The organism is Actinomadura soli (genome assembly GCF_005889715.1).
Lineage (GTDB): Bacteria > Actinomycetota > Actinomycetes > Streptosporangiales > Streptosporangiaceae > Spirillospora > Spirillospora soli.
In genome coordinates this window covers 1-21,867 of sequence record NZ_VCKW01000108.1, presented here as the reverse complement: position 1 = coordinate 21,867, position 21,867 = coordinate 1, and the positions used below count along the sequence as shown (strand labels likewise).

The following is a 21,867-nucleotide window of genomic DNA, read 5'->3' as shown; positions in this document are numbered from 1 at the left end:
GTCAGGCTCCCTTGGTGAATTCGCCCAGCGCGGGCGCGAGGACGTCCGCGGTCGTGCTGTGGTTCTCGCCCGGGATCGCTTTCAGCGTGGCGGTCGGCAGGTGGTCGGCCACCGCTTTCGCACCGGCGGCGAGGGCGGGCCAGGTGTCGTCGCCGTGGAGCACGAGGACGGGCACGCGGACCTTGTCCCACAGGGCGGTGCGGAGCGGCTTGCCGGACATGGTGTCTCCGACGATCCGGCCGTCGTAGGCGATCGTCGGCGCGATCGCTTCGAGTCCCGGCCAGAAGTCGCTCTCGCGCATTTCGGCGACGGCTTCTTCGGGCACTCCCGCGGTGGCCGTCATGAACAGGGCCACGGCGTCCCCGGGACGGCCTTCGGCGACGGCCGCGTCGAGCCGCTCGACGTAGTCGGAAGGAAGTGGAGGGCGGACGTCGTCTACGACGACCGGCGGCTCCCACAGGGCCAGGCGTGCGATGGGGGCACCGGCCTGCGCCGCGTGGAGGGCGAGGAGCGCCCCGGACGACCAGCCGAACACCGTCGCCGGACGGCCGCCGCCCGCCTGCTCGATGATCGCGGCGAGGTCCTCGATCTCGCGCTCGACCGCGTAGGGGGCGGTGTCCCCGCTCTCGCCGCGGCCTCGGCGGTCGTAGTTGATCACCTGGAACTCGCCGGCCAGGAGTTCCGCGGTCTGGGCGTTCTCGGGGGTCGTGGCGCGGTGGGCGGTCGCGCCGTCGATGATGACGATCGGTTCGCCGCCGCCCCACGTGGTGTAGGCGATGGCGGTGCCGTCGGCCGAGGTGACGGTGCCCTGGGACATGGGGTCACACCCTTCTTTCGGTCGGTGCCGCGCCGCGATCGACGCGACGGCACCGACCCTAGAAGCGCTCGTCGCCCTCGATCTTGTACAGGAGCGACAGGGGCTCGTCGCCGTCGCGGCGCCGCAGCCGCGTCGCCGTCCGGCCGATGAACCGCTGCAGCGACCGCGCCAGATGCGGCTGGTCGTAGTAGCCGAGCCGGTGGACGACGTCCAGGGCCGGTGCGCCCTCGCCGAGGAGCACGGCGGCGTGGCGGGCACGGTCGATCTGCCGGATCGCGCCTTGGGTCAGGCCCGTCGCGGTGACGACGCGCCGCTGCACGGAACGGGCTCCGACCTTGGCGATGCCGCCCCACACGACCTCGTCCACAAGCGGGTCGCGGGTGAGCACGTCCGCGCGCACGAGCTTGTCGACGAAATCCTCCGCGCTCTCGAAGCCGGGGATCTCCCATTCCTCGCCCCGCAGGACGAACCTGCGTCCGTCGGCGTACGGGCTCTCCACCTCGGCGTCGACGAGCCGGGCGATCGGCAGGTGCGGCATCGACGTCCCGTGCGCGAACGTGATCCCGAACGCCTCCGAGTCACCGGCGATCCGCGCCGTCGACGCGATCGTCTCCGGGCCCCGGAGGGCGGCGTGGACGGCGCCCTCGAACTCCCAGAAGACGAGCTCCCAGTTCGACGTCGCGACCGAGGTCAGGCTCTCCTGCCCGCTCGTCCGGCCGCGCCAGACGCGCGCGATGTACGGCGAATCGGAACCGCGGTGGTCGCTTTCGATCGGCATACGGCGCCCCTCCGTCTCGCGCTGAGACTATCGAGCGGTCTTCAGCGGGCCGGTCCGCGATCTTCGGCGCGGGCGCGGTTCTCCTCGTCCTCCAGGAGCGGGCCGATGCGGAACGGGACCTGGTGGGTGAGGACGATCGAGGTGATGCTGCGGCGGACGCCGGGGCAGGCGAGGATCGAGTCGATCACCTCGTGGAGCTGCTTGCCGTTCGGGGCGACCGCGCGGACCAGGAGGTCGCCCTGGCCGGTGATGCCGAGGACCTCCAGGACGCGCGGGATCGCGGCCAGTGCGGCGGCGGCCTCGCGGAGGCGGCCCTGGGCGACCTCGAGGGTGACGAACGCGGTCAGCTCGAAGCCGATGGCGCCGAGATCGACCTCACGGCCGCGGTGCCCGATGACGCCCTCGCGTTCGAGGCGCTCGACGCGGGCGTGGGCGGTGTTGCGGGCGATGCCCAGCTTGGCGGCGAGCTCGGTGACGCCGATGCGCGGCTGCTCGACCAGGCGGCGGAGTATCCGCAGGTCGAGGAGGGTAGTGGTGCGGGTCACAATGCTCAGCTCCGGCAGGTGTATCGGTCCATTATTGAGCAATCCGCTCAATTGTCACGCTCTCATCTTGCACACCGCTCAGCGGGGCGGGCTCAATGCAGGCATGAGCACCACCGCTTCTCCTTCTCCGATCCGCGCCTGGCTGGAGCTGGAGCGGGGCCGGATCGCGATCGGCGGCGTCCACGCGCTCGTCCGGCTGCTGCTCGACCAGCGGCGCGCGGACGCGCGGCGCGGCTGGCAGACCGCCGGGTTCGTGTCCGGGTACCGGGGGTCGCCGCTCGGCGGGCTCGACCAGCAGCTCATGCGGGACGCGCGCCTGCTGGACGGCAACGGCATCCGGTTCGTGCCCGGGGTGAACGAGGAGCTGGCGGCGACGGCGGTCTACGGGTCGCAGCTCGTGGATCATCTGCCGGGGCCGCGCTATGAGGGCGTCTTCGGGCTCTGGTACGGGAAGGCGCCGGGCGTCGACCGGTCGCTGGACGCGTTCAAGCACGCGAACTGGCTCGGCACGTCCGAGCGCGGCGGGGTGCTCGCGGTGGTGGGGGACGACCCCTCCGCCAAGTCGTCGACGCTGCCGTCGGCCACGGAGGGGGCGCTCGCGGAGGCGTTCATGCCGGTGCTCGTGCCCGCGTCGGTCGGGGACGTGCTCCGCCTCGGCCGGCACGGCTTCGAGATGTCGCGGTTCTCCGGCGCCTGGACGGGCTTCAAGGTCGTGACCGACGTCGCCGACTCGCACGAGACCGTGGACGCGGAGCCCGTGCCCGACCCGGTGCTGCCCGAGTTCGGCTGGCGCGGCCGTCCGTGGAAGCCGACCCGCAGGCCGGGCGTCGACCTGAAGGACACGACCTCGCTGGAGGCGGAAGTCCTGGAGGGGCGGCTGCAGGCCGCGGCGGCGTACGTCTCGGCGAACGGGCTGGATCGGGTCGAGGGCGCTGACGGTGACGCGGCCCTCGGGCTGGTCGCCGCCGGGCGGACCTATCTGGAGCTGCGCGAGGCGCTCGACCGGCTGGGACTGGACGACGCCGCGCTGGCCAGGCGGGGCGTCCGCCTTCTGCGGCTCGCGATGGTCTACCCGCTGGACGCCGGGCGGGTGCGGGAGTTCGCGCGCGGGCTCCGCGAGATCGTCGTGGTGGAGGAGAAGCGGGCGTTCATCGAGACGCAGATCAGGGACGTCCTGTACGCGGCGGCGGAGCGTCCGGCCGTGTACGGCAAGAGCGGGCCGGACGGCGCCGGTCTCCTACCGCTGGACTGGGGCCTCGACGCCGACAGGATCACCAAGGCGCTGGCCCGGTTCCTCGCCGATCGTGTGGGAGAGGAGCATGTGGATCTGCGCGACCCGGTGCTGCGTCCCCGCAAACCGGCGGTGAACCTGCTCGCGCCCGCGCGCACGCCCTTCTTCTGTTCGGGGTGCCCGCACAACCGGTCCACGGTCGTCCCGGACGGGTCGGTCGCGGCGAGCGGCATCGGCTGCCATGTCATGACCGTGTTCACCGACCGCAGCATCGGCACGACGCAGATGGGCGGCGAGGGCGCGATGTGGGTCGGGGCCGCGCCGTTCAGCGACACGGGGCACATGTTCCAGAACCTCGGGGACGGGACGTTCTTCCACTCGGGGAGCCTCGCGGTCCGGCAGGCCGTCGCCGCAGGCACCAACATCACCTTCAAGCTCCTCTACAACGCGGCCGTGGCGATGACGGGCGGGCAGGACGCCGACGGCGGCTCCGACCCGGCGGCGATCACCCGGATGCTGCACGCCGAGGGCGTCGCGAAGATCGTGGTGGTGGCGGACGACCCGTCCCGCTACCCGCGCGCCACGGACTGGGCGCCCGGCGTCCGGGTCCGGCACCGTGACGACCTCGACGCCGTCCAGCGGGACCTGCGCGAGGTGCCCGGCGTGACCGTGCTGCTGTACGACCAGGCGTGCGCGGCGGAGACGCGGCGCAAGCGCAAGCGCGGGCTCGTCCCGGATCCGCGGACCCGCGTCCTGATCAACGAGGCGGTGTGCGAGGGCTGCGGCGACTGCGGCGTGAAGTCGAACTGCCTGAGCGTGGAGCCGGTCGAGACGGAGTTCGGACGCAAGACGCAGATCAACCAGACGTCCTGCAACAAGGACTACTCGTGCGTGGACGGCGACTGCCCCTCGTTCGTCACCGTGACCCCGGGCGAGCGGAAGGCGCACACGGCGCTGCCCGAGATCGGCGCGCTGGCCGAGCCTGACGCCCGGCCGCTGTCGGCGGACGTCCTGCTCGTCGGCATCGGCGGGACCGGCGTCGTGACGGTCAACCAGGTCCTGGCCATGGCGGCGCTCCTCGACGGGCGGCACGCCCGCGCGCTCGACCAGACCGGGCTGAGCCAGAAGGCGGGCGCGGTGGTGTCGCACCTGCGGATCGGCGACGCCCACCGGGACCGTCCGGGCATGGTCGGCGCGGGCGGCACCGACGCCTACCTCGTGTTCGACGCGCTGGCGGGGACGTCCGAGACGAACCTGCGCCGCTGCGCGCCCGGCCGCACCGCCGCGGTCGTGTCGACCAGCGAGGTCCCCACCGGACGGATGATCACGGACACGGCGGCGTCGCTGCCGCCGAGCGCGTCGCTCGTGCAGCGGATCGCCGGCCGGACGGACGCGGACCGCCTCCTCGCGCTCGACGCCCTCGGCCTCGCGGAACGCTGGTTCGGGAGCACGACCACGGCCAACTTCGTCGTGGTCGGCGCCGCGTACCAGTCGGGGCTGCTGCCGTTGTCGGCGGACGCGATCGAGGAGGCGCTCGCGCTGAACGGCGTCCAGGTGGCGGCGAACGTCCAGGCGTTCCGCGCCGGTCGGCGCCTCGTCCTCGAACCGGCGTGGGCCGCGGCGGGATCGGAGCCGTCGTCTTCGGCTCCGGCGCCGCGTCCGCTGGACGGCACCGCGGCGGCCGCGATGAGCCTGGTCGACGCGTCCGGCGCGGACGGCGAGCTGGCCCGTGTGCTGCGGCTGCGCGTCCCCGACCTCGCCGCGTACCAGGACCTCGCGCTCGCCAAGCGGTACCTGGACGCCGTCATGCGCGTCGCCGCCGCCGAGGGCGAGCGCGCGGCCGGTGCCGGTGGGCGGCGGCTCGCGGTCGCCGTCGCGCGCAACCTGTACAAGCTGATGGCCTACAAGGACGAGTACGAGGTGGCCCGCCTGCACCTCGACCCCGAACTGGGCCGCCGGGTGGAGGAGCGGTTCGGGGCGGGGGCTTCCGTCCGGTACATGCTGCACCCGCCGCTGCTCCGCGCGATCGGGCTGGACAGGAAGATCGCGCTCGGCCGGACGGCCCGGCCCGCGTTCCACGCGCTGCGCGCGATGCGGCGGCTGCGCGGCACCCCCTTCGACCCGTTCGGGATGGCGGCGCAGCGCCGCGCCGAGCGCCGCCTCGTCACCGGCTACGTGGCCGTCGTGAACGAGCTGGTCGCCGGTCTGGACGGCGGCGCCGGGCAGGCGAGGCTCGACCTCGCGGTGCAGATCGCGGAGCTGCCCGACATGGTCCGCGGCTACGAGGACGTCAAGACCGCGAACATCGTCCGCTACGAGGAGCGCCTGCGCGAACTCCTGACCGCCTGGCGCGCGGAACTCTCCCCGGCGGCCGTCTGACCACGTCCGGTCGGCGTTCCCGCGCCGCGTTCCGCCACCCGGTCGAACCCGTCCGCCGGACGGCCCGTACCAGCTGACATGCCGGGGTCCGCGCCCGGCCTGGATGCGCGACAAGGGTTGGTTCGAGTGAAATCGGGCTTGCGGCTGGCGGAGCGTTACCGCCTCGTGGAGCATCTCGGCTCTCCCACCAGCAGAGCCGCTCGTGCTGGCAAGGCTCGCGCGCGCGGGGTCATGGAGGTCTGGCGGGCCTGGGACGAGCTGCTCGGGCGTCCCGTAGCGGTGAAACTGCTGGCGTCCGCGCGTGCCGATCTGCGCCGCGCGTTCCAGGAGGGCGTCAACCGGGCCGCCGGTCTCTCGCATCCCGCGCTGGAGACGGTCTACGACAGCGACCAGACCCGCGACGCGTCCGGACGTCCGGTGTCCTATGTCGTGACCGAGTTCCTGGACGGCGAGACGCTCGCCGACCGGCTGCGCCAAGGCCCGCTCACCGTGTCCGAGACGATCGGCGTCTGCGCGCGGATCGCCGCCGCGCTGGACGCCGCTCACAAGGCCGGAGTGACGCACGGCGATCTGAGTCCGGGCAAGGTCATGCTCGCCGGGGGCGACGTCAAGGTCCTCGATACCGGGATCGGCGGCATCGTCCGCGGTGCCCGCGAGGCGTCCGGGCGCAGGAAGGCCGCCGCAAAGGCCGTGAACGTCGCCGTGGAAGCGGGCGACGTGCGCGCCCTCGGCGTCCTCATCTCCGCCTGCCTGCCCGCCGGGACGTCCGGGGACGCGGCCTCCATCGCCGCGCGCTGCCTCGGCGCGACGGCCGTGGACGGGCCGTTCGCGGCGGAGATCGCCGGACTCCTCGGCCGGGACGACGGCGGCCCGGCGAACGCGGTGTTCGCGCCAAGGAAGGGCCCGGCGAACGCCGACCCGGCATACGCGACGCAGCCGTTCCACGATCACCGGACGAAAGCGTTCCGCCTACCCACGCCGCGGCACCGCTCGGCGGGCGTCCGCCTCGCGGCGATCGCGCTCGTGGTCGCCATTCCCGTCACCGCCGCCGTCGCGATCCTGATGTCGGCGCCGCGCGCCCCCGTCATCGTGCCGCCGCGCGAACCAGGGGTGAGCGAGGTGGCCGACGCCGCCGGGCGGCTGCGCCCGATCGTGAGCCGCGGCTACACCTCCGGCGAGATCCGATCCGACGTCGCCATCGACCTCAACGACCGGATCACGAACCTGGAGAACGCCCTCGCCTCCGGCCGGGACCGCGCCGGGAGGCGGCGCGCCGTGAACCGGCGGATCGCCCTGCTGCGGGACGAGATCGTCGCGCGGCAGCGGGAGCGCACCCTGTCCAGGGACGTCGCCGCCGAGCTGACCCGCGTCCTCGCGACGGTCCAGGCATGATGGCCGCGCACGAACGGCCGCGCGAGGAGCCGCAGCCGGTCCACCAGGTCCACGAGTTCCGGGTGCCGTGGCTCGCGCTCGCGAGCGTCGCCGCCACGATCGCCGCCGCGTCCGCCATCGTGCTCGGGATCGGCGACACGCTCGACGGCGACGGCCCGCCCGGCCGCCTGCTCCCGCTGCAGGCCGCGTCTCCCCCGGCCACCCCGCCGGCGGGCCGGGTCGGACACGCGGAGGCCGGGCCTCCGGAGTCTCCCGAGACGCGCATGCACGACGCGCTGGTCAGGCTCCGGCTCTCGGTGGACCAGGGCGTCGAGGCGGGCGACGTCCGCGGCGACGCCGGGCTCGACCTCACCGCCGCGATCGAGCGGATCCTCGACCGTCTCTGGTCGCCGCCCGGCCACCGCCGTGCGGACGTCACCTTCCTGCACCAGAGGATCGCCGTCCGGACGCGGGAGGGCGCGATCGCGGGACACCGCGCCGACGAGCTGCACCTCATCCTCGACCGCGCCTCCTGAAGCGGCGGGACGGCCCGGCGGGACGGCCCGGGAAGACCGCCCGGGTCAGACGCAGCCCTCGAACTGGGGGATCTCGATGATCGACAGGTCCATCCCGCTGCCGTCGAACCATTTGTGCATCAGCTTGGCGGCCGTCCCGTCCTGGTACATCCGGGTGATGGCGCGGTTGAGCGCCTCGCATCCGTCCGGGTCGCCCTGCTGGATCCCGATCCCGGTGTTCTGCTCGCTGATCCGCGCGTTCACCAGCCGGAACCCGCCGCCCTCCCGCCGGATGAGCCCGGCCAGGATCACGTCGTTCGTGGTGATGGCGTCCACCTGGCGGTCCTTGATCATGGCCATGCACGCGTCGTAGTCCTTGGCCGGGACGATCCGCGCGGTCATCCCGTTGATCGCCAGGAGCCGCTTCGTCGGATCGGCTCCCTCGACCGCGCAGAACCTGCGTCCCTTCAGGTCCCGCACGCCTTTGACGCCGCGCTCGTCCGAGCGCACCAGGACGTCCTGGTTCGACATGTAGTACGGCCCCGCGTACGCGATCTGCGTCTTGCGCTCCGGTGTGACCGACAGCGTCGCGAGGACCATGTCGGCGCGGCCCGAGGTCAGGATCGTGATCCGCTCGGACGCCAGCGCCGGGACGAACCGGACCTTCTTGCCGAGCCGGTCCGCCACATACCGCGCGACGTCGATGTCGAAGCCCTCGAACCGGCCGTCCGGGCGTCGCAGGCCGAGTCCGGGCAGGTCCGCCCGCACCCCGACCACCAGCGTCTCCTTGTCGAGGAGCGACGCGTCGCCGCGCTGCCCGCACGCCGGCAGCAACCCGCCCACGAGGACGACCGCGGCCAGAATCCGGAGGGCGGACCATTTCACGGAATCCTTCACGGCGTAACCATAAACGCCATGACCGCGCCGGTCAGCTCCCGGTGCGGCCCGCTTCGCGCGAGATGCCGGTCCACCTGCCCGGATGCTCGGGGTGAAGTACGATCGCTGCACCGGAATGCTGGGCGTTCGCTCATGGACGGAGACCCGTGCAGGAACTGACCCAGGAGGACTTCACCGCTCTGCTGGCCTTCCGCACCGGGCTCCGGCGCTTCCTGCGCTGGAGCGAGGGGGCGGCGCGCGGGGCGGGCCTGACTCCGGCGCAGCACCAGCTGCTGCTCGCCGTCAAAGGGCATGGCGCCGCGCGGCCCCCGACCATCGGGGAGCTGGCCGGCTACCTGCTCCTCCGCCATCACAGCACGGTGGAGCTCGTCAACCGGGCCGAGTCCGCGGGCCTGGTCAGCCGGGAGCGCGACCGGGACGACAACCGGGTGATCCGGGTGCGGCTGACGGCCTCGGCGGACGGCGTCCTCGCCGAGCTGAGCCGGGTCCATCTGGCCGAGCTGCGCAGCCTCGCGCCGATCTTCGACCGGCTGAACACCGAGCTGAGGGCTCTCGACGTCCCGCCCGGCGACTAGCTCACCCGGCGCGAGCGGCGAGACCACCCGGGCCGAGGTCTTCAGCCGTCATGGCGGGAACACCGACAACAGGCACCTCCTCCGGATGAGGTGCCCGTTGTGGTGCGGGGCGGTCGGGCGAACCGGGCCGTGAGGTCCGGGTCAAGGCTTCGTCCGATGCCCCGGTGCGGTGTTCGTACGTAGGCGTTGTGGGGGGCTAGGAGGTGCCAGCGACCACTTCCGTTTCTTTCTCGGGGACGGTGGGCGAGGACGGCCTGGGCCGGCGCGGGGTCATGCCAAGTGCGGCGATCGCGGCGACCGCCATGAACCCGGCGACCGTCAACCAGGCGTTCACGTATCCGTTGTGGGCGTCGGCGTAGCCGTGCGGGGTGCCGAGGACGGCGACGGCGAGGCTGACGCCGAGGACGCTGCCGATCTGGCGGCTCATGTTCACGACGGCGCTGCCGGTGGCGTAGCGGTGCGACGGCAGGTCGACGGCGGCCGCGGACAGGATCGTGGGGAGGGCGAGGCCGACGCCCATCCCGCCGATGAGCCAGCCCGGCAGCAGCTCGGTGGTGTAGGCCGGTGCCGGGCCGAGGCTCATCGCGATCACGGCCACACCGAACGCGCACAGCATGCACCCGACGGCGGTGATCAGACCGACGGGGACCCGCGCGGCGGCGAGCCTGCCCGCGACCAGGGCCATGATCGGCACCATCAGCGGGCCGGGCGCGACGGCGAGCCCGGTCCTGATGGGCGAGTAGTGCCAGATCTGCTGCATCCAGAGGACGCCGAGCAGGAGGTTCGCGGCGAACGCGACCGTGAACAGCAGGATCGTCGCGTTCGACCAGGAGAAGGTCCGGACGGCGAGGAGGGACGGTTCGATCACCGGCGCGGGGTGGCGGAGGGAGCGCAGCCAGAACCAGGCGAGGCCGAGGAGCGCCCCGGCGATGACGATCGTGGTCCGCTCGCCCGGCCAGTCGTTGATCTTCACGAGGCCGAGGGCGAGGAGCGCGATGGCGAGGGTGAGCACCGCGGTGCCCGGCAGGTCGGGCAGGCGGGCGGCGGCGCCGTCGCGGGAGTCGGGGACGAACCGCAGCGCGAGCAGCGTCACCGCGATCCCGATCGGGATGTTGACCTCGAAAACCCAGCGCCAGGAGACGTCCACCAGGACGCCGCCGACCGCGGGGCCGGCCGCGGCGGCGAGCGCGGCGGACGCGGACCAGATCCGCACCGCGCCGGCGCGGCGGGCGGCCGGGTAGGCCGAGAGCAGGAGCCCGAGGCTGGTGGGGATGAGCGCGGCGGCGCCGGCGGCCTGCAGGACGCGGAAGCCGACGAGCCACCACAGCGACGGCGCGACGGCGCACGCCTGGGAGGCGAGCGTGAAGACGAGGAGCCCGGCGATGAGGCCGGGCTTGCGGCCGTAGCGGTCGGCTAGCCGTCCGAGCGGGACGAGCAGCGCGGCGAACACGATCGCGTACCCGTTGAGCACCCAGGACAGGTCGGCCATCGACTGGCCGGGGAAATCGCGTCCGATGTCGTTGAACGCGACGTTGACGATGAACAGGTCGAGGCCCGCCATGAAGGAGGCGACGGAGAGCACCGCGAGCACCGGCCGGGGGCGCACCTGACTTTGTTGCACCATAGTCAGCGAGGCTAGCGAGCGGCCTGACTTTGGTCAAGCGAAGTCAGCAGGTTTATAGTGGGCGGGTGACAATCGCACTAGAGGGGCACTTCGCCGACCGTGACAGCTGGTCGATGCAGAACTGCCCGGTCGCGAGGACGCTCGCCGCGCTCGGCCCGCCGTCGGCGGTGCTCGTGCTCAGCGAGGCCTACTTCGGGACCAACCGGTTCGGCGACTTCGTCCGCAATCTCGAGATGACCGAATCGGCCGTCACCGCGCGCCTGCGCCACCTCGTCAAGGCCGGCCTGCTCAGCCGGGAGCCCTACCAGGAGCCCGGGCAGCGGACCCGCTACGAGTACCACCTGACGAAGATGGGCCAGGACCTCGCGCCGACCCTCGTCGGGCTCATGGAATGGGGCGAGACCTACCTGCCCGGCGACGAGGGGCGCCAGGTCATGCTGACGCACACCGGCTGCGGCGAGGCCGTGACGGCGCAGGTCAGGTGCGCGGACGGCCATGACGTCGGGGTGGACGAGATCATCATGCGCCCGCCCCAGCCCGAGGAGGACTGACCGCCGCGGGCCGGACGCGGCGCCACGCCCGCCGCGTCCGGCGGCTAGAGGCGGCGGCTGGAGCCGCCGGCGAGGCGCAGCGCGTGCTCGACCAGCGACACCAGCACCTGCTTCGCCGACAGCGCATGGCGCGCGTCGCACAGCAGGACGGGCACGTGCGGGTCGATGTCCAGCGCCATCCGGATCTCGGGCGGGTCGTAGCGTTCGGCGTCCTCGAAGCAGTTGACGGCGACGACGAACGGGGTGCCCTTCTGCTCGAAGTAGTCGATGGACGCGAAGCTCGCCATCAGCCGCCGCGTGTCCGCCAGCACGACCGCGCCGAGCGCGCCGCGCGACAGCTCGTTCCACATGAACCAGAACCGCTCCTGGCCCGGCGTCCCGAACAGGTAGATGGCGACGCCGTCGCGCAGCGTGATGCGGCCGAAGTCCATCGCCACGGTCGTGGTCGTCTTGGCGGCCACGCCGTCGAGGTCGTCGACGCCGACCCCGACGTCGGTCAGCGCCTCCTCGGTGCGCAGCGGCCGGATCTCGCTGACCGCGCCGACGAGCGTCGTCTTCCCGACACCGAACCCGCCGGCGACGAGGATCTTCAGCGCGACGCGCGGGCCGTCCAGCCGTTCGTCGTGGTCGGCGGGGGCGTCGGAGGGCTCCGGCGCGTCGAGCGTGTCCGGCTGGGGCGGGAGGTCAGAGCGCGCGGAGTTCATCGAGCACCCTCCTGAGCAGGTTCGGATCGGTGTGCGGCGCGTTCGCGTGCGGCGAGCCGCTGTGCGGTGCGCCCGCGTAGGACGGGCCCGCGTACGGCAGGCCGCCCGCCGGGAGCCCGGCCAGCGGATCGTCGGCCGGCGCGGACCACCGCTGGACGTCCACGAGGCCCGAGTCGATCAGGTCGCCGACCAGGACCCGGATCACACCGAGCGGCAGGTCGAGGTCGGAGGCCAGGTCGGCGAGCGCGTGCGGGCGGCGGCACAGCGCCAGCAGCCGCCGCTGGTGGCGCGACAGCCGGCCGGGATCGGCGGGCCGCCGGCCGGTCGCGACGAGGATCGCCACGATGTCCAGCGGCTCGCCGTTCGCCCGGGTGCGGCCGCGGGTCACCGCGTAGGGACGGACGATGGGTCCGGCGGCGGCGTCCAGCCACCGTTCCCTGCCCGGGCCCCCGTGATCGGGGGCCCCGGCCGCGTCGCCGGGGTCCATCGCACGTCACCTGGTTCCTGGGCCTGGGCCTGGTGCGGGGCCCGGTGAAGGGCCTGGTCCGTTCTGCCTGACGCTCGTGGACAGCTGCCGGCCGACGCGCTTGACGAGCATCGTCATCTCGTAGGCGACGAGGCCCGCGTTCGCGCCGACCTCGCTGAGCAGGGCCAGGCAGCTGTTGGCCCCGGCGGGGACGACGAAGAACAGCCCGTCGTCCATCTCGACCAGGGTCTGCCGGATCTCGCCGGACCCGAGCTGCGCCCGCGCCCCGGTCGCGAGGCTCTGGAACCCGGCGGCGAGCGCCGCCAGGTACTCGGCGTCCTCGCGTCCGACGCCCCGGGACATGCCCATGACGAGCCCGTCCCGCGACAGGACCACGACCTTGCGGACCTGCGGGACCCGGTCGACCAGATCGTCCAGGAGAAAGTTCAGCTCGGTCGCGACTCCCTGGCGGCTCATGATCGTCCTTCCGTGTCGTCCATGGGTTCCTCGTCGTCGTCCCGGCCGCGCAGCCAGCCGGCCTGGAGCGAGGCGAACAGGTCGCGGGACGCCTCCGCCGAGCGCGCCTCCCACGAGACGATCGCGTCCTCGGCGGGCGCCTCCGCCGTTCCGGATCCGGCCGCGAAGACCTCCGCCTGCGGGGCGGTGTCGCGGAGCTGCGGCGCCAGGTTGCCGCCGCGGACCCGGCGCGGCAGCGGGGTCCGCCCGCCGCTGCCGGCCTGCATCTGCGCCTGGGCCTGGGCCTCGCCGAACGACGGCGGCGACTCGAACGCGCCCGTCCCGCCGCCGTAGGGGTCGTGGCCGTAGGGCGGGATCGAGCCCGTGGCCTGGAACGGGCGCGTCGCGTCGTGGACGGGCGTCCCGTAGGGCGGGGTCTCGTGCGGCGACGGCTCGGGCAGTGGTGGTTCGTACGGCGGCGACGGCGGGGTCTCGTACGGCGGCGGGGTCTCGTACCGGTCGTACGAGGGCCGGTCCTCTATGGACGGCGGCGCGTTGAACCCCGCCGTCGCGTCGTACTCCGGCTGGCCCGTGAGGGACGCCGGCGTATCGGGTGACGTGATGTCGTGCGAGGTGATGTCGGTGTCGTAGGTCGGCGCGTTGAGCATCGCCGTGGACGTGGGCGCCTCCGGCGTGGGCCAGGCCCTCGTCGAGCCGTTCCGCGCGGACGTCCCGTTCTCCCGCGCGGGGTTCGCGCGGGCGACGGGGACGTCGCCGGGGGCGTCCTCGTCCTCGGGCTGTTCGGCGTCCACGATGAGCTCGCGCGGGATCAGCACGACCGCGCTGACGCCCCCGTACAGCGACGGCTGCAGCGCGACCCGGATGCCGTGCCGGCCGGCGAGGCGGGCGACGACGAACAGGCCGAGCCGGTCGGTGACGGCGAGGTCGAACTCGGGCGGCCGCGACAGCCGCAGGTTCAGCGCGTCGAGCTCGGACTGGTCGAGGCCGATGCCGCGGTCGATGACGTCGACGGCGAACCCGTTGGCGCCCATCTCGCCGCGGACGAGCACCTCGGTCGGCGCGGGCGAGAACACCGTGGCGTTCTCGATCAGCTCGGCGAGCAGGTGGATGATGTCGGCGACGGCCTCGCCGATCACCGCGGGCGCTCCGTCGAGCGGAGCTCGTCCGTTGGATGGCGGTGGGTGGGCGCTGGAGGACGGTCCGGTCACGACGACGACCTCGACGCGCGTGTAGTCCTCGACCTCGGAGACGGCGGCGCGCAGCACGTCCTCGACGTGCACGGGCCTGCTCCAGCCCCGGCCCGGGGACGTCCCGGACAGGATGACCAGGCCCTCCGCGTGCCGGCGCATCCGGGTGGTGAGATGGTCGAGGCGGAACAGGTCCTCCAGGGCCTTCGGGTCGGACGCGCCGCGCTCCATCTCGTCCAGCATGCGGAGCTGGCGGTGCAGCAGCGACTGGTTGCGCCACGCGACGTTGAGGAACACGCGGCTGATGCCCTGCCGCAGGTACGACTCGCGGACGGCGGTGTCGATGGCCGTGCGCTGCACCCGCGTGAACGCGTCGCCGACGCGGGCGACCTCCTTGGTCTTGCCCCATTCCATGAGCCCGCCGAGCGGCGGCGCCTCCGCGTCCACGTCGACCTCCTCGCCGCGGCGCAGCCGGGCCACCACGGCGGGCAGCCGGTCCTCGGCGAGGTGCAGCGCGGCGCGCTGCAGCCCGCGCAGCTCGCGGGACAGGCTGCGGGCCGCGAGCAGCGACAGCACGATCGAGACGACCACCGCGAGCAGGCCGAACCCGCCCGCGAGGACGAGCCGCATGATGATCCGGTCCCCGATCGGCTTGGCCATCTCGTTGAGCGCCAGGCTCGCCTGCGTGACCTTCTGCGCCCACGCCTGGGACAGCAGTTGGGTGGTCGCCTGCCAGTCCGCCGCCTCGGCGGGCAGCCGGTCGCCCCGGGCGTTGACGATCGCGGCCTCGGCGGCGCGGTAGCGCTGGAAGCCGTCGGACGCGGCGAGCTGCTCCAGCGGCCCGCGGATCTCGGCGTTCAGGTCGGCGAGCCCGGCGTCGAACTCGCGCCGCCCCTCGGCCGCCCACTGGATGAACGCGGTGTGCTCGGCGGGCGTGAGCCGCCCGTTGCGGGCCATCGCGGCGGTGACGAGCGAGTCCTCGCGGAGCATGTAGGCGCGGGCGTTGCCGAGGCTGATCAGCGCGCGGCCCTGCGTCAGGATGGCGACGTCGTTGACCGTCACCAGCCCGTTGAAGACCTTGATGACCTCGTCGAGGACGGTGCTGTAGGCGTTGATGACGTCGAGCGGCTCGGCGCTCCCCGCGTCGACCTGGGCGCGCAGTTGCGGCAGCGTGTCCAGCGCCTTGATCGCGACGGCGAGGCGCCGCTCCGTCTCGGGTTCGGCCGCGTCCCTCGCCTCGGCGGACGTCGCGGTCCTGCGGAAGGACGCCTCCATGGCGCCGACCCGTGCGCGCAGCCCGCCGAGCTTCTGCCTGTCCTTGGCGTCGCGGGTGCTGAGCGCGACGACGCTGAGGGATCGTTCGGCCTGGAGCAGGCCCACCAGGTTGATGCCGGGCAGGCCCATCTTCTCGTACGTCGTCGAGAAGTCGAACTTGTCGGAGGCGTCGCCGACCGTGATGTTCGCGGCGAACGCCCACAGGGCGATGAGCGAGACCAGCGGGACCAGCAGCAGGGCCGTGATCCGCAGGCGGATCGGGCGCTTTCGCCGGCGCTCGCGGGCGGACGCGTGATGCGGGTACTCCCCGTGGGCGGACTCGCCGTGCGGGGACTCGGTGTTCGAGGCGGCCGCGTGGGCGCCCGCCGGCCGGCCGTCGCCAACCATCAGATCACAACCTCATGCGGGGGAACGGGCCGCGATCCGTGGCCCGCTCTTTCGGTCTCCGGCTCGGCTTTCGCTCTGGTCGCGGAGTGTGGTCAGTGTCATGGAGTGTGGACGGTGTCGCGGAGTGCGGTCGATGTCGCGGAGTGCGGTCGTGTCGCGGAGTGCGGTCAGGGGCGCGCCTCGTCCAGGGCCGCGCGCGCGACCAGGCCGCGGAGCCGGCTGGTGATCTTCGCGACGGCCCGGGCGTGCCCGTGCACGGCCTTCTCGCGCGTGGAGTACCGGCCGACATCGGCGTGCATCGAGAGGTCGGACACGATCGTCTGCCACAGCAGCGGTCGTCCGTCCGCCGCGAACCCGAGGTCGATCACGGTGAACCAGGTCGACACGACCACCACGACGCCGCCGACGCGGATGACGTCCTGTGCCAGCAGGCGTCCCCGTACGTCCAGCAGTAGCCGCTGGGCCTCGTCGGAGGTGGCGCGTCTCCCGTCCGAGCGGTAGTAGTCAACGGACATGGTGCTTCCCATCGCTACGCGGGGTTCTGCGAGGAAAGGCGGGGTTCAGCCGCCGGGAAGCGCGTCCCGCGGCCAGGCGCCGATCTCGCACCACACCGCCTTGCCGGCCGGGGTGTGGTCGGTGCCGTGCCGTTCGGCCATGACCGCGACGAGGAACCAGCCCCGTCCCGTCTCCTCCATGAGGTCGACGACGCCGCCGTCGGCGAACCGCGTGCGCGGGACGCCGGCGCTCTGGTCGTGGACCTCGATGCGGAGCCGGGTGCCGGCGCGCAGCAGCCTCAGCGACAGCGCGGTGCCGGGGATCGCGGCGTGCCGGACGGCGTTGGTGACGAGCTCGGAGACCAGGACCTCCGCGTCGTCGCCGACGTGCCCGATGCCGGACCCCGTCGTGACGGACCGGCTGAAGCGCCGGGCCTGGGGCACCGCCTCGTGCTCGGCGGGCATCGTCAGCTCGCCCAGCAGGATCGCGGCCGGTTCGGTGGGGTCGTCCAGCGCCGGCAGCCCGTACAGGTGGGCCGCGCCGTCGGGCGGGGCCTGTCCGTTGGACGGGGCCGTGCCGATGGACGTGGCCGTGCCATTGGACGTGGCCGTGCCATTGGGTGAGGCCGCGCCGTTGGACGCGGTCGTGCCGTTGGTCGGGGCCGTGCCGTCGGACGGCGTGGCCAGGGTGCTAGGTAGTTCGATGGTGTGGTGTTCGCCCGACATGCGGAACGCCTCCTTGACTAAGGCGTGTCGCCCCGATCCAGCCCGGCCGGGACGCGAGGCTGGGAGGGGCTAGGGGGTTGGTGCCGCCGCCGTTCGGGCATGCGGCGGCACGGTGGCCGGGGACGCGGGACCGGCGACGCGCCGTGAGCCCGGTCTCGACGGCGTGCACGACCTTGACGACGTGCACGGTCTCGACCGAGCGGGCGGTCATGACGGTTCGCCTTCCTCGGCGCGGGTGCCCGTCCGGGTGCGCAGCAACCGGGCGGTACTGGTGAACCACTCGTAGTTCTCCTGCTCGAAGCGCAGTCCGCGCATGCAGGTCAGGTACGGGCCGACCGGGGAGCCGGTCCGGAGGAACGTCTCCTCGTCCAGGTCGCCGCGCAGGTGCTTCATGGTGTGCTCGAAGACCTCGATCTTGGCGGCGGACGCCACCGCCCGGTCTTCGAGCTGCGCGATGACGGAGGACGCGGAGATGTGGTCGACGGCCTGGACCATCGCGAGCAGGTTCTCGCGGATGATGCCGGGCTTGGCTGGGGTGGCCGCGAAACGCTCGAGCTCGTCGAGTCCGGCCTGGGTGACGGTGTACACGCGCTTGTTGGGCCGGTCGTGCTGGATGATCTGCCGCCCGCTGATCAGACCTTCCGTCTCCAACCTCGACAGCTCCGAGTAGAGCTGCTGCGGTACGGCGTGCCAGAAGTTGGAGACGGACAAATCAAAGATCTTTGCCAGCTGGTAGCCGCTGTACTCGCCATCGAGCAGCGCCGCCAGCACCGCGTGACGTAGCGCCATCGGCCTTCTCTCCCCGCCTTGACTCAGGGTGAACCCGACGTTAGCAGACAAAGACATGATTAGTCATGCTTTTGACTAGGATTGGTTAGGGTGATTTTTCCGGATACGCGAGGGCGGGGTCGAGGTCGCCGGCGAGCCCGGCGATCTGACCCTGGACGAACGCGTCCCGGGTCTGGCGGCGCTGTGTCTTTCCGCTGGTCGTGCGCCGTACCGTGCCCCGTCCGGCGAGGACGACGCTCAGCGCGGGCAGCTCGAACGCGCGGGCGACCTTCGTCTTGATGAGGGCCGCCAGCTCGTCCAGCGGCGTCCCGCCGGCGACCCTCGTGCTGATCTCCTGGACGATGACGACGTGCTCCTGGTCGCCCTCGTCGAGGGTGAACGCCGCGCCGGTGAGCGCCGCGGGATGGGCCTCGCCGGCGGCCTCTTCGATGTCGTGGGCGTGGATGTTGCGCCCGTTGACGATGATGAGGTCCTTGATCCGTCCGGTGACGAACAGTTCGCCGTCGGCGAGGAAGCCGAGATCGCCCGTCCTGAGGTAGGGGCCTTCCCCGTCGGAGGTGTGCGCGCCGAAGGTCTCGCGGCTCGCGGCCGGGTTCTCCCAGTATCCCTGGGCGACGCTTCCGCCGCGGACCCAGATCTCCCCCACCTGCCCCTCCGGCAGCCGGGCACGGGTCTCGGGATCGACGACGCCGACGTCCAGGGTGACGGGACTCCCGCAGCCCACCAGCCGCCGCCGCGCCCCGCCCCCTTCCGGGGCCGGGACGGCCTTGTCGAGGGCGAGGGCCTCGGCGTCGAAGTCGCGGATGACGGGACCCGCGCCGAGGGGCGCGGCGGTGACCAGCAGCGTGGTCTCGGCCATGCCGTAGCAGGGCATCCACATGCCGGGCCGGAACCCGACCGGCCCGAAACGCTCGGTCATCCGCTCCAGCGTCGCGGCCCGGACGGGCTCGGCGCCGTTCTTGACGACACGGAGGGACGACAGGTCCAGGCCGTCCAGCTGGCGGTCGGTGACGCGGCGCAGGGCCAGCTCGTACCCGAAGTTCGGCGCCACGGTGATCGTGCCGCGATGGCGGGTGATGAGTTCCAGCCACAGCACGGGACGTTTGATGAACGTGATCGGTGAGGTGAACACGTACCGGCAGCCGAGGTACAGCGGTTGCAGGACCTGACCGACCAGGCCCATGTCATGGTAGTGCGGCACCCAGCCGACCCCGACGGTGGCGGGCGTGCCCCCGATCCGGCGTTTGATCTCCTCGCCGTTGCACAGCAGGTTGCCGTGGGTGACCATCACGCCCTTGGGCTCGCTGGTCGAGCCGGACGTGTACTGGAGGAAGGCGAGCGTGTCCGGGCCTAGGTCCGGCGGCGTCCAGCCGGTGGGGTCGGCGCCGGTGGCGGCCTCGGTGTCGAGGGCGCGGACGCGCCGTTCCAGGTCGGCTCCGGACAGCCAGGTCTCGACGGTGGAGCGGTGGGCGGTGTCGGTGAGGATCAGCGCGATCTCGGCGTCCTCGATGATCCGGCGGGTGCGGCCGAACCGTCCGGCGTCCAGGTCGGGCAGGGGCGCGGGGACGGCGATGGCGCGCGCGTACAGGCAGCCCAGGAACGCCGTCAGGAACTCCAGCCCCTCGGGGTACAGCAGCAGGACGGCCCTGTCCTGCAGGCCGCGAGCCTGGAGGTCGCAGGCCAGCGCGCGGGCTCTGCGGTCGAGTTCGGCGAATCCGAGCACGTTCTCCTTGTATTTCCCGAGCCGTTCTTCGCTGACGAAGGTGAACGACCGGTCGTCACCGTGCGCGTGGATGTTCTCCCGGGCGAGCGACACGAAATCCTGGTGCTTCCGCATCGCCGGTCACCCGTCCCCTGTGTCAGCCAGCAACTCGGCCAGGGACAGCAGGGAGAACCAGCGGCCGTCGTCGAAGTTGCGGAACATCGCGCCCTCCAGCGACGGGAGGAACTCCTCCGACAGCAGGGTGTCGGGCTGCGCGCGCTGGAGCAGGCGCTGCAGGCACAGCACGAGCCACTGCCCCTCGGCGAACGGCCCGCCGAACTCGTGGCGGTTGTGCAGCCAGGTCAGGACGCACGAGAACATCGCGTGCAGCTCGCAGTACCGCTTGGCGCGAGCCAGCGCAGCCACCGACGACGTGTCGCCCTCGCTGGCCCTGATGCCCTCCTCCACCTTGGCGCGCATCCCGCCGACGGCCGACATTAGCTCCTTCAGCTCCGCGGCGACGCCGGGCGCGGCATGGGCGTTGGCCGCGGTCAGCAGTTCCTCGGACATCACGTCGAAGCGCTGGCCGATCTCGTCCCGGCCCTCGTTGGTGAGCTGCAGCAGGCGGCCGTCGGGCGTCCACGCGGGGGGTGTCCGCGTCCAGCAGAACAGGTCGGCGAGCAGCTCGTCGGCGTCGGAATCACCCGGGCCGCCGGTGTCCTCCGGCGGCTCGATCAGGAACGGCAGCTGACCCGCGACGTTGGCGAGGTTGACGTGCGTGGTGCCCTCGAAGATGCTCGCGATCGCGTGGTCGCGCTGCAGCTTCTGGAACACGCCGTGCGCCACGCCCTCGCGCAGGTAGCCGCGCGCCGCGAGGACCGTCCCGATGCTGGCCACGACCTCCTCGCCCAGGACGGGCACGAAGTACTTCACGATCGACGACCACAGGCTCAGCCGTCCCGGCGCGACCGTCAGGCAGCGCGCCACCGGGATCGCGACGCACTCGGCGATCAGCAGATCCAGATGCGCCTTGACCAGATGGTCGCGGATGACCGGGATCTGGTAGATGTCCGAGCCGTACAGGGTGCGGCGCCGCGAGTACTCCATCCCGATGCGCACCACCGCGTCCATCGTCCCGACCGACAGCGCGGCGATCGCCGTCCGGGTGATCTGCAGCGTCTTCAGCGTCTGGACGAGCCCGGACCCGCGCCGCCCGATCACCCGGTCGGCCGGGACCCGCGCGCCCGAGAACGCGACACCGCTCAGGTCGTGGCCGCGGAGCCCGACCGTCCGCACGGGCGGCAGCGTCGACCAGGTGCCCGGGTCCAGCTCGTTCTTGTCGACCAGGATGAGCGAGAAGTCACGCGTGCCGGTCTTGGCATAGGTGGTCACGAACCGTCCGCGGGTGGCGTTGCCGACCGGCCATTTCGTCCCGGTCAGCACGAGGTCGTCCCCCTCGGGCTCGGCCTCCGACTCCGACGCCATCACATCGCTGCCGTGGTCGGCCTCCGAGACGCCGAAGCAGGCCAGGTCGCCGTCCAGGACGCCGTCCGCGACCGTCCTGCGCTGCCGGTCGTCCCCCCACAGCCACACCGGGTTCACCGCCAGCAGACCCGAGCCGTACATCACCGCGACGGTCACGCTGCGGCGCGAGATGCCGCGCGTGACGAAGAACAGCTCCTCCAGCGTCGTCAGCCGCCCGCCGAGACCGCTCGGCACCAGATACTTCGGGAAACCCCAGGCCCGGACGGTGTCGACCGCGCCCGGCGGAAGCTCGTCGCGCTCCTCCGCCTCCACGATCGCCTTGTAGGAGAACGGTCCGGCCGCGTCGTCCATCGGGTCGCCGAGACGGCGGTCCAGGTCGGCGGCGATGCGATGCGCGGGCGACAGCCCCGGCACAGCGGGCATTGTGTTCTCAGGGGCCACGGCGTGTTCAGGGGTCGCGCCGTTTTCGGGGGTCGCGCCGTTTTCAGGGGACGAAGCTTTTTCAGGGGACGACGCGTTCTCAGGGGACGACGCGTGTTCAGGGGGCAACGCGTTCTCAGGGGACGGCTCGGCGCGTCCGGGGTGCCGCGGGGGCTCGGAAGGCCGCGGCGCGGGCACGGCGCTCGCCAGGTGAACGGGGGTCGCGGGGGTCGCGGGGACCTTACTGTCCATCGTTTCCTTCGACTCTCTAGAGGTGGGCCGGGCTCTAGCGCTGAGCAGGGTCGGACGGGCCCCCCGTTCCCTCCGCCGCCTCCATCCGCCTGCCGACCACCCGGGCGAGCGTCATCGCCGCGGGCAGCGGGCGGACCATGACCGTCAGGTCGGTGACAAGGCCGGTGTCGCCGAACCTGAGCAGGTCGAGCCCCTGGACGGCCTTGCCCGCCACCCGGGC

General features: G+C 72.6%; 19 protein-coding genes and 1 pseudogene. 5 read left to right on the top strand and 15 right to left on the bottom strand.

Annotation, left to right across the window (positions count from 1 at the left end; all coding sequences use genetic code 11):
* Position 1: 1 nt before the first annotated feature.
* The 3 genes from ETD83_RS21290 to ETD83_RS21280 are packed head-to-tail and all read right to left on the bottom strand — an operon-like array spanning position 2 to position 2,140.
* Positions 2–817, bottom strand: a complete 816-nt coding sequence (locus ETD83_RS21290; RefSeq protein ID WP_138646897.1) for an alpha/beta fold hydrolase — start codon at positions 815–817, stop codon at positions 2–4.
* A 58-nt stretch (positions 818–875) separates the two neighbouring features.
* Positions 876–1,595 carry a helix-turn-helix domain-containing protein gene (locus ETD83_RS21285; RefSeq protein WP_138646896.1) on the bottom strand — a complete coding sequence of 240 codons (720 nt, stop codon included), beginning with the start codon at positions 1,593–1,595 and terminating at the stop codon, positions 876–878.
* Positions 1,596–1,636: 41 nt separating this feature from the next.
* Positions 1,637–2,140, bottom strand: a complete 504-nt coding sequence (locus ETD83_RS21280) for an Lrp/AsnC family transcriptional regulator (RefSeq protein WP_138646895.1) — start codon at positions 2,138–2,140, stop codon at positions 1,637–1,639.
* A gap of 103 nt (positions 2,141–2,243) precedes the next feature.
* Between ETD83_RS21280 and ETD83_RS21275 the strand changes: the two genes are divergently transcribed.
* From ETD83_RS21275 to ETD83_RS21265, 3 genes are all read left to right on the top strand, one after another.
* A complete protein-coding gene (locus ETD83_RS21275; protein WP_138646894.1) occupies positions 2,244–5,750 on the top strand; it encodes an indolepyruvate ferredoxin oxidoreductase family protein in 3,507 nt (1,168 codons plus the stop codon).
* A gap of 231 nt (positions 5,751–5,981) precedes the next feature.
* A complete protein-coding gene (locus tag ETD83_RS21270; RefSeq protein ID WP_171064357.1) occupies positions 5,982–7,142 on the top strand; it encodes a protein kinase domain-containing protein in 1,161 nt (386 codons plus the stop codon).
* A complete protein-coding gene (locus tag ETD83_RS21265; RefSeq protein WP_138646892.1) occupies positions 7,139–7,657 on the top strand; it encodes a hypothetical protein in 519 nt (172 codons plus the stop codon). The genes ETD83_RS21270 and ETD83_RS21265 overlap by 4 nt, the downstream gene beginning before the upstream one ends.
* A 45-nt stretch (positions 7,658–7,702) precedes the next feature.
* On the opposite strand, the gene ETD83_RS21260 is transcribed toward ETD83_RS21265, so the two are convergent.
* Positions 7,703–8,533, bottom strand: coding sequence for a transporter substrate-binding domain-containing protein (locus tag ETD83_RS21260; protein ID WP_171064356.1), 831 nt, complete (start codon positions 8,531–8,533; stop codon positions 7,703–7,705).
* A gap of 146 nt (positions 8,534–8,679) precedes the next feature.
* Between ETD83_RS21260 and ETD83_RS21255 the strand changes: the two genes are divergently transcribed.
* A complete protein-coding gene (locus tag ETD83_RS21255) occupies positions 8,680–9,108 on the top strand; it encodes a MarR family winged helix-turn-helix transcriptional regulator (protein ID WP_138646890.1) in 429 nt (142 codons plus the stop codon).
* A 196-nt stretch (positions 9,109–9,304) separates the two neighbouring features.
* Here the strand turns inward: ETD83_RS21255 and ETD83_RS21250 are convergent, their stop codons facing one another.
* The gene (locus ETD83_RS21250; protein WP_138646889.1) at positions 9,305–10,732 is read right to left on the bottom strand and encodes an MFS transporter; all 1,428 of its coding nucleotides are present in this window, start codon (positions 10,730–10,732) and stop codon (positions 9,305–9,307) included.
* Positions 10,733–10,797: 65 nt separating this feature from the next.
* Here ETD83_RS21250 and ETD83_RS21245 point away from each other — a divergent pair, with 65 nt between their 5' ends.
* Complete coding sequence (locus tag ETD83_RS21245) at positions 10,798–11,283, top strand: winged helix-turn-helix transcriptional regulator (RefSeq protein WP_205717798.1); 486 nt, start codon at positions 10,798–10,800, stop codon at positions 11,281–11,283.
* A 44-nt stretch (positions 11,284–11,327) separates the two neighbouring features.
* Here ETD83_RS21245 and ETD83_RS21240 read toward each other — a convergent pair whose 3' ends face one another.
* From ETD83_RS21240 to ETD83_RS21195, 10 genes and pseudogenes are all read right to left on the bottom strand, one after another.
* The gene (locus tag ETD83_RS21240; RefSeq protein WP_138646888.1) at positions 11,328–11,987 is read right to left on the bottom strand and encodes a GTP-binding protein; all 660 of its coding nucleotides are present in this window, start codon (positions 11,985–11,987) and stop codon (positions 11,328–11,330) included.
* The gene (locus ETD83_RS21235; protein ID WP_138646887.1) at positions 11,968–12,474 is read right to left on the bottom strand and encodes a DUF742 domain-containing protein; all 507 of its coding nucleotides are present in this window, start codon (positions 12,472–12,474) and stop codon (positions 11,968–11,970) included. Before ETD83_RS21235 ends, ETD83_RS21240 begins: the two co-directional genes overlap by 20 nt.
* Before the next feature lie 6 nt (positions 12,475–12,480).
* Positions 12,481–12,930: a roadblock/LC7 domain-containing protein gene (locus ETD83_RS21230; RefSeq protein ID WP_138646886.1), complete on the bottom strand. Its 450-nt coding sequence runs from the start codon at positions 12,928–12,930 to the stop codon at positions 12,481–12,483.
* On the bottom strand, positions 12,927–15,779 hold the full coding sequence (locus tag ETD83_RS21225; protein WP_138646885.1) for a sensor histidine kinase: 2,853 nt from the start codon (positions 15,777–15,779) through the stop codon (positions 12,927–12,929). The genes ETD83_RS21230 and ETD83_RS21225 overlap by 4 nt, the downstream gene beginning before the upstream one ends.
* Positions 15,780–15,946: 167 nt before the next feature.
* A complete protein-coding gene (locus ETD83_RS21220) occupies positions 15,947–16,294 on the bottom strand; it encodes a hypothetical protein (protein WP_138646884.1) in 348 nt (115 codons plus the stop codon).
* 45 nt (positions 16,295–16,339) lie between these two features.
* On the bottom strand, positions 16,340–16,999 hold the full coding sequence (locus ETD83_RS21215) for an ATP-binding protein (RefSeq protein ID WP_138646883.1): 660 nt from the start codon (positions 16,997–16,999) through the stop codon (positions 16,340–16,342).
* Positions 17,000–17,206: 207 nt separating this feature from the next.
* The gene (locus ETD83_RS21210) at positions 17,207–17,788 is read right to left on the bottom strand and encodes a PadR family transcriptional regulator (protein ID WP_138646882.1); all 582 of its coding nucleotides are present in this window, start codon (positions 17,786–17,788) and stop codon (positions 17,207–17,209) included.
* Positions 17,789–17,873: 85 nt separating this feature from the next.
* A complete protein-coding gene (locus tag ETD83_RS21205) occupies positions 17,874–19,625 on the bottom strand; it encodes a fatty acyl-AMP ligase (RefSeq protein WP_138646881.1) in 1,752 nt (583 codons plus the stop codon).
* Positions 19,626–19,631: 6 nt separating this feature from the next.
* On the bottom strand, positions 19,632–21,398 hold the full coding sequence (locus ETD83_RS21200) for an acyl-CoA dehydrogenase family protein (protein ID WP_138646880.1): 1,767 nt from the start codon (positions 21,396–21,398) through the stop codon (positions 19,632–19,634).
* A 283-nt stretch (positions 21,399–21,681) separates the two neighbouring features.
* Positions 21,682–21,867: pseudogene (locus tag ETD83_RS21195) on the bottom strand (hypothetical protein); the annotation flags it as partial.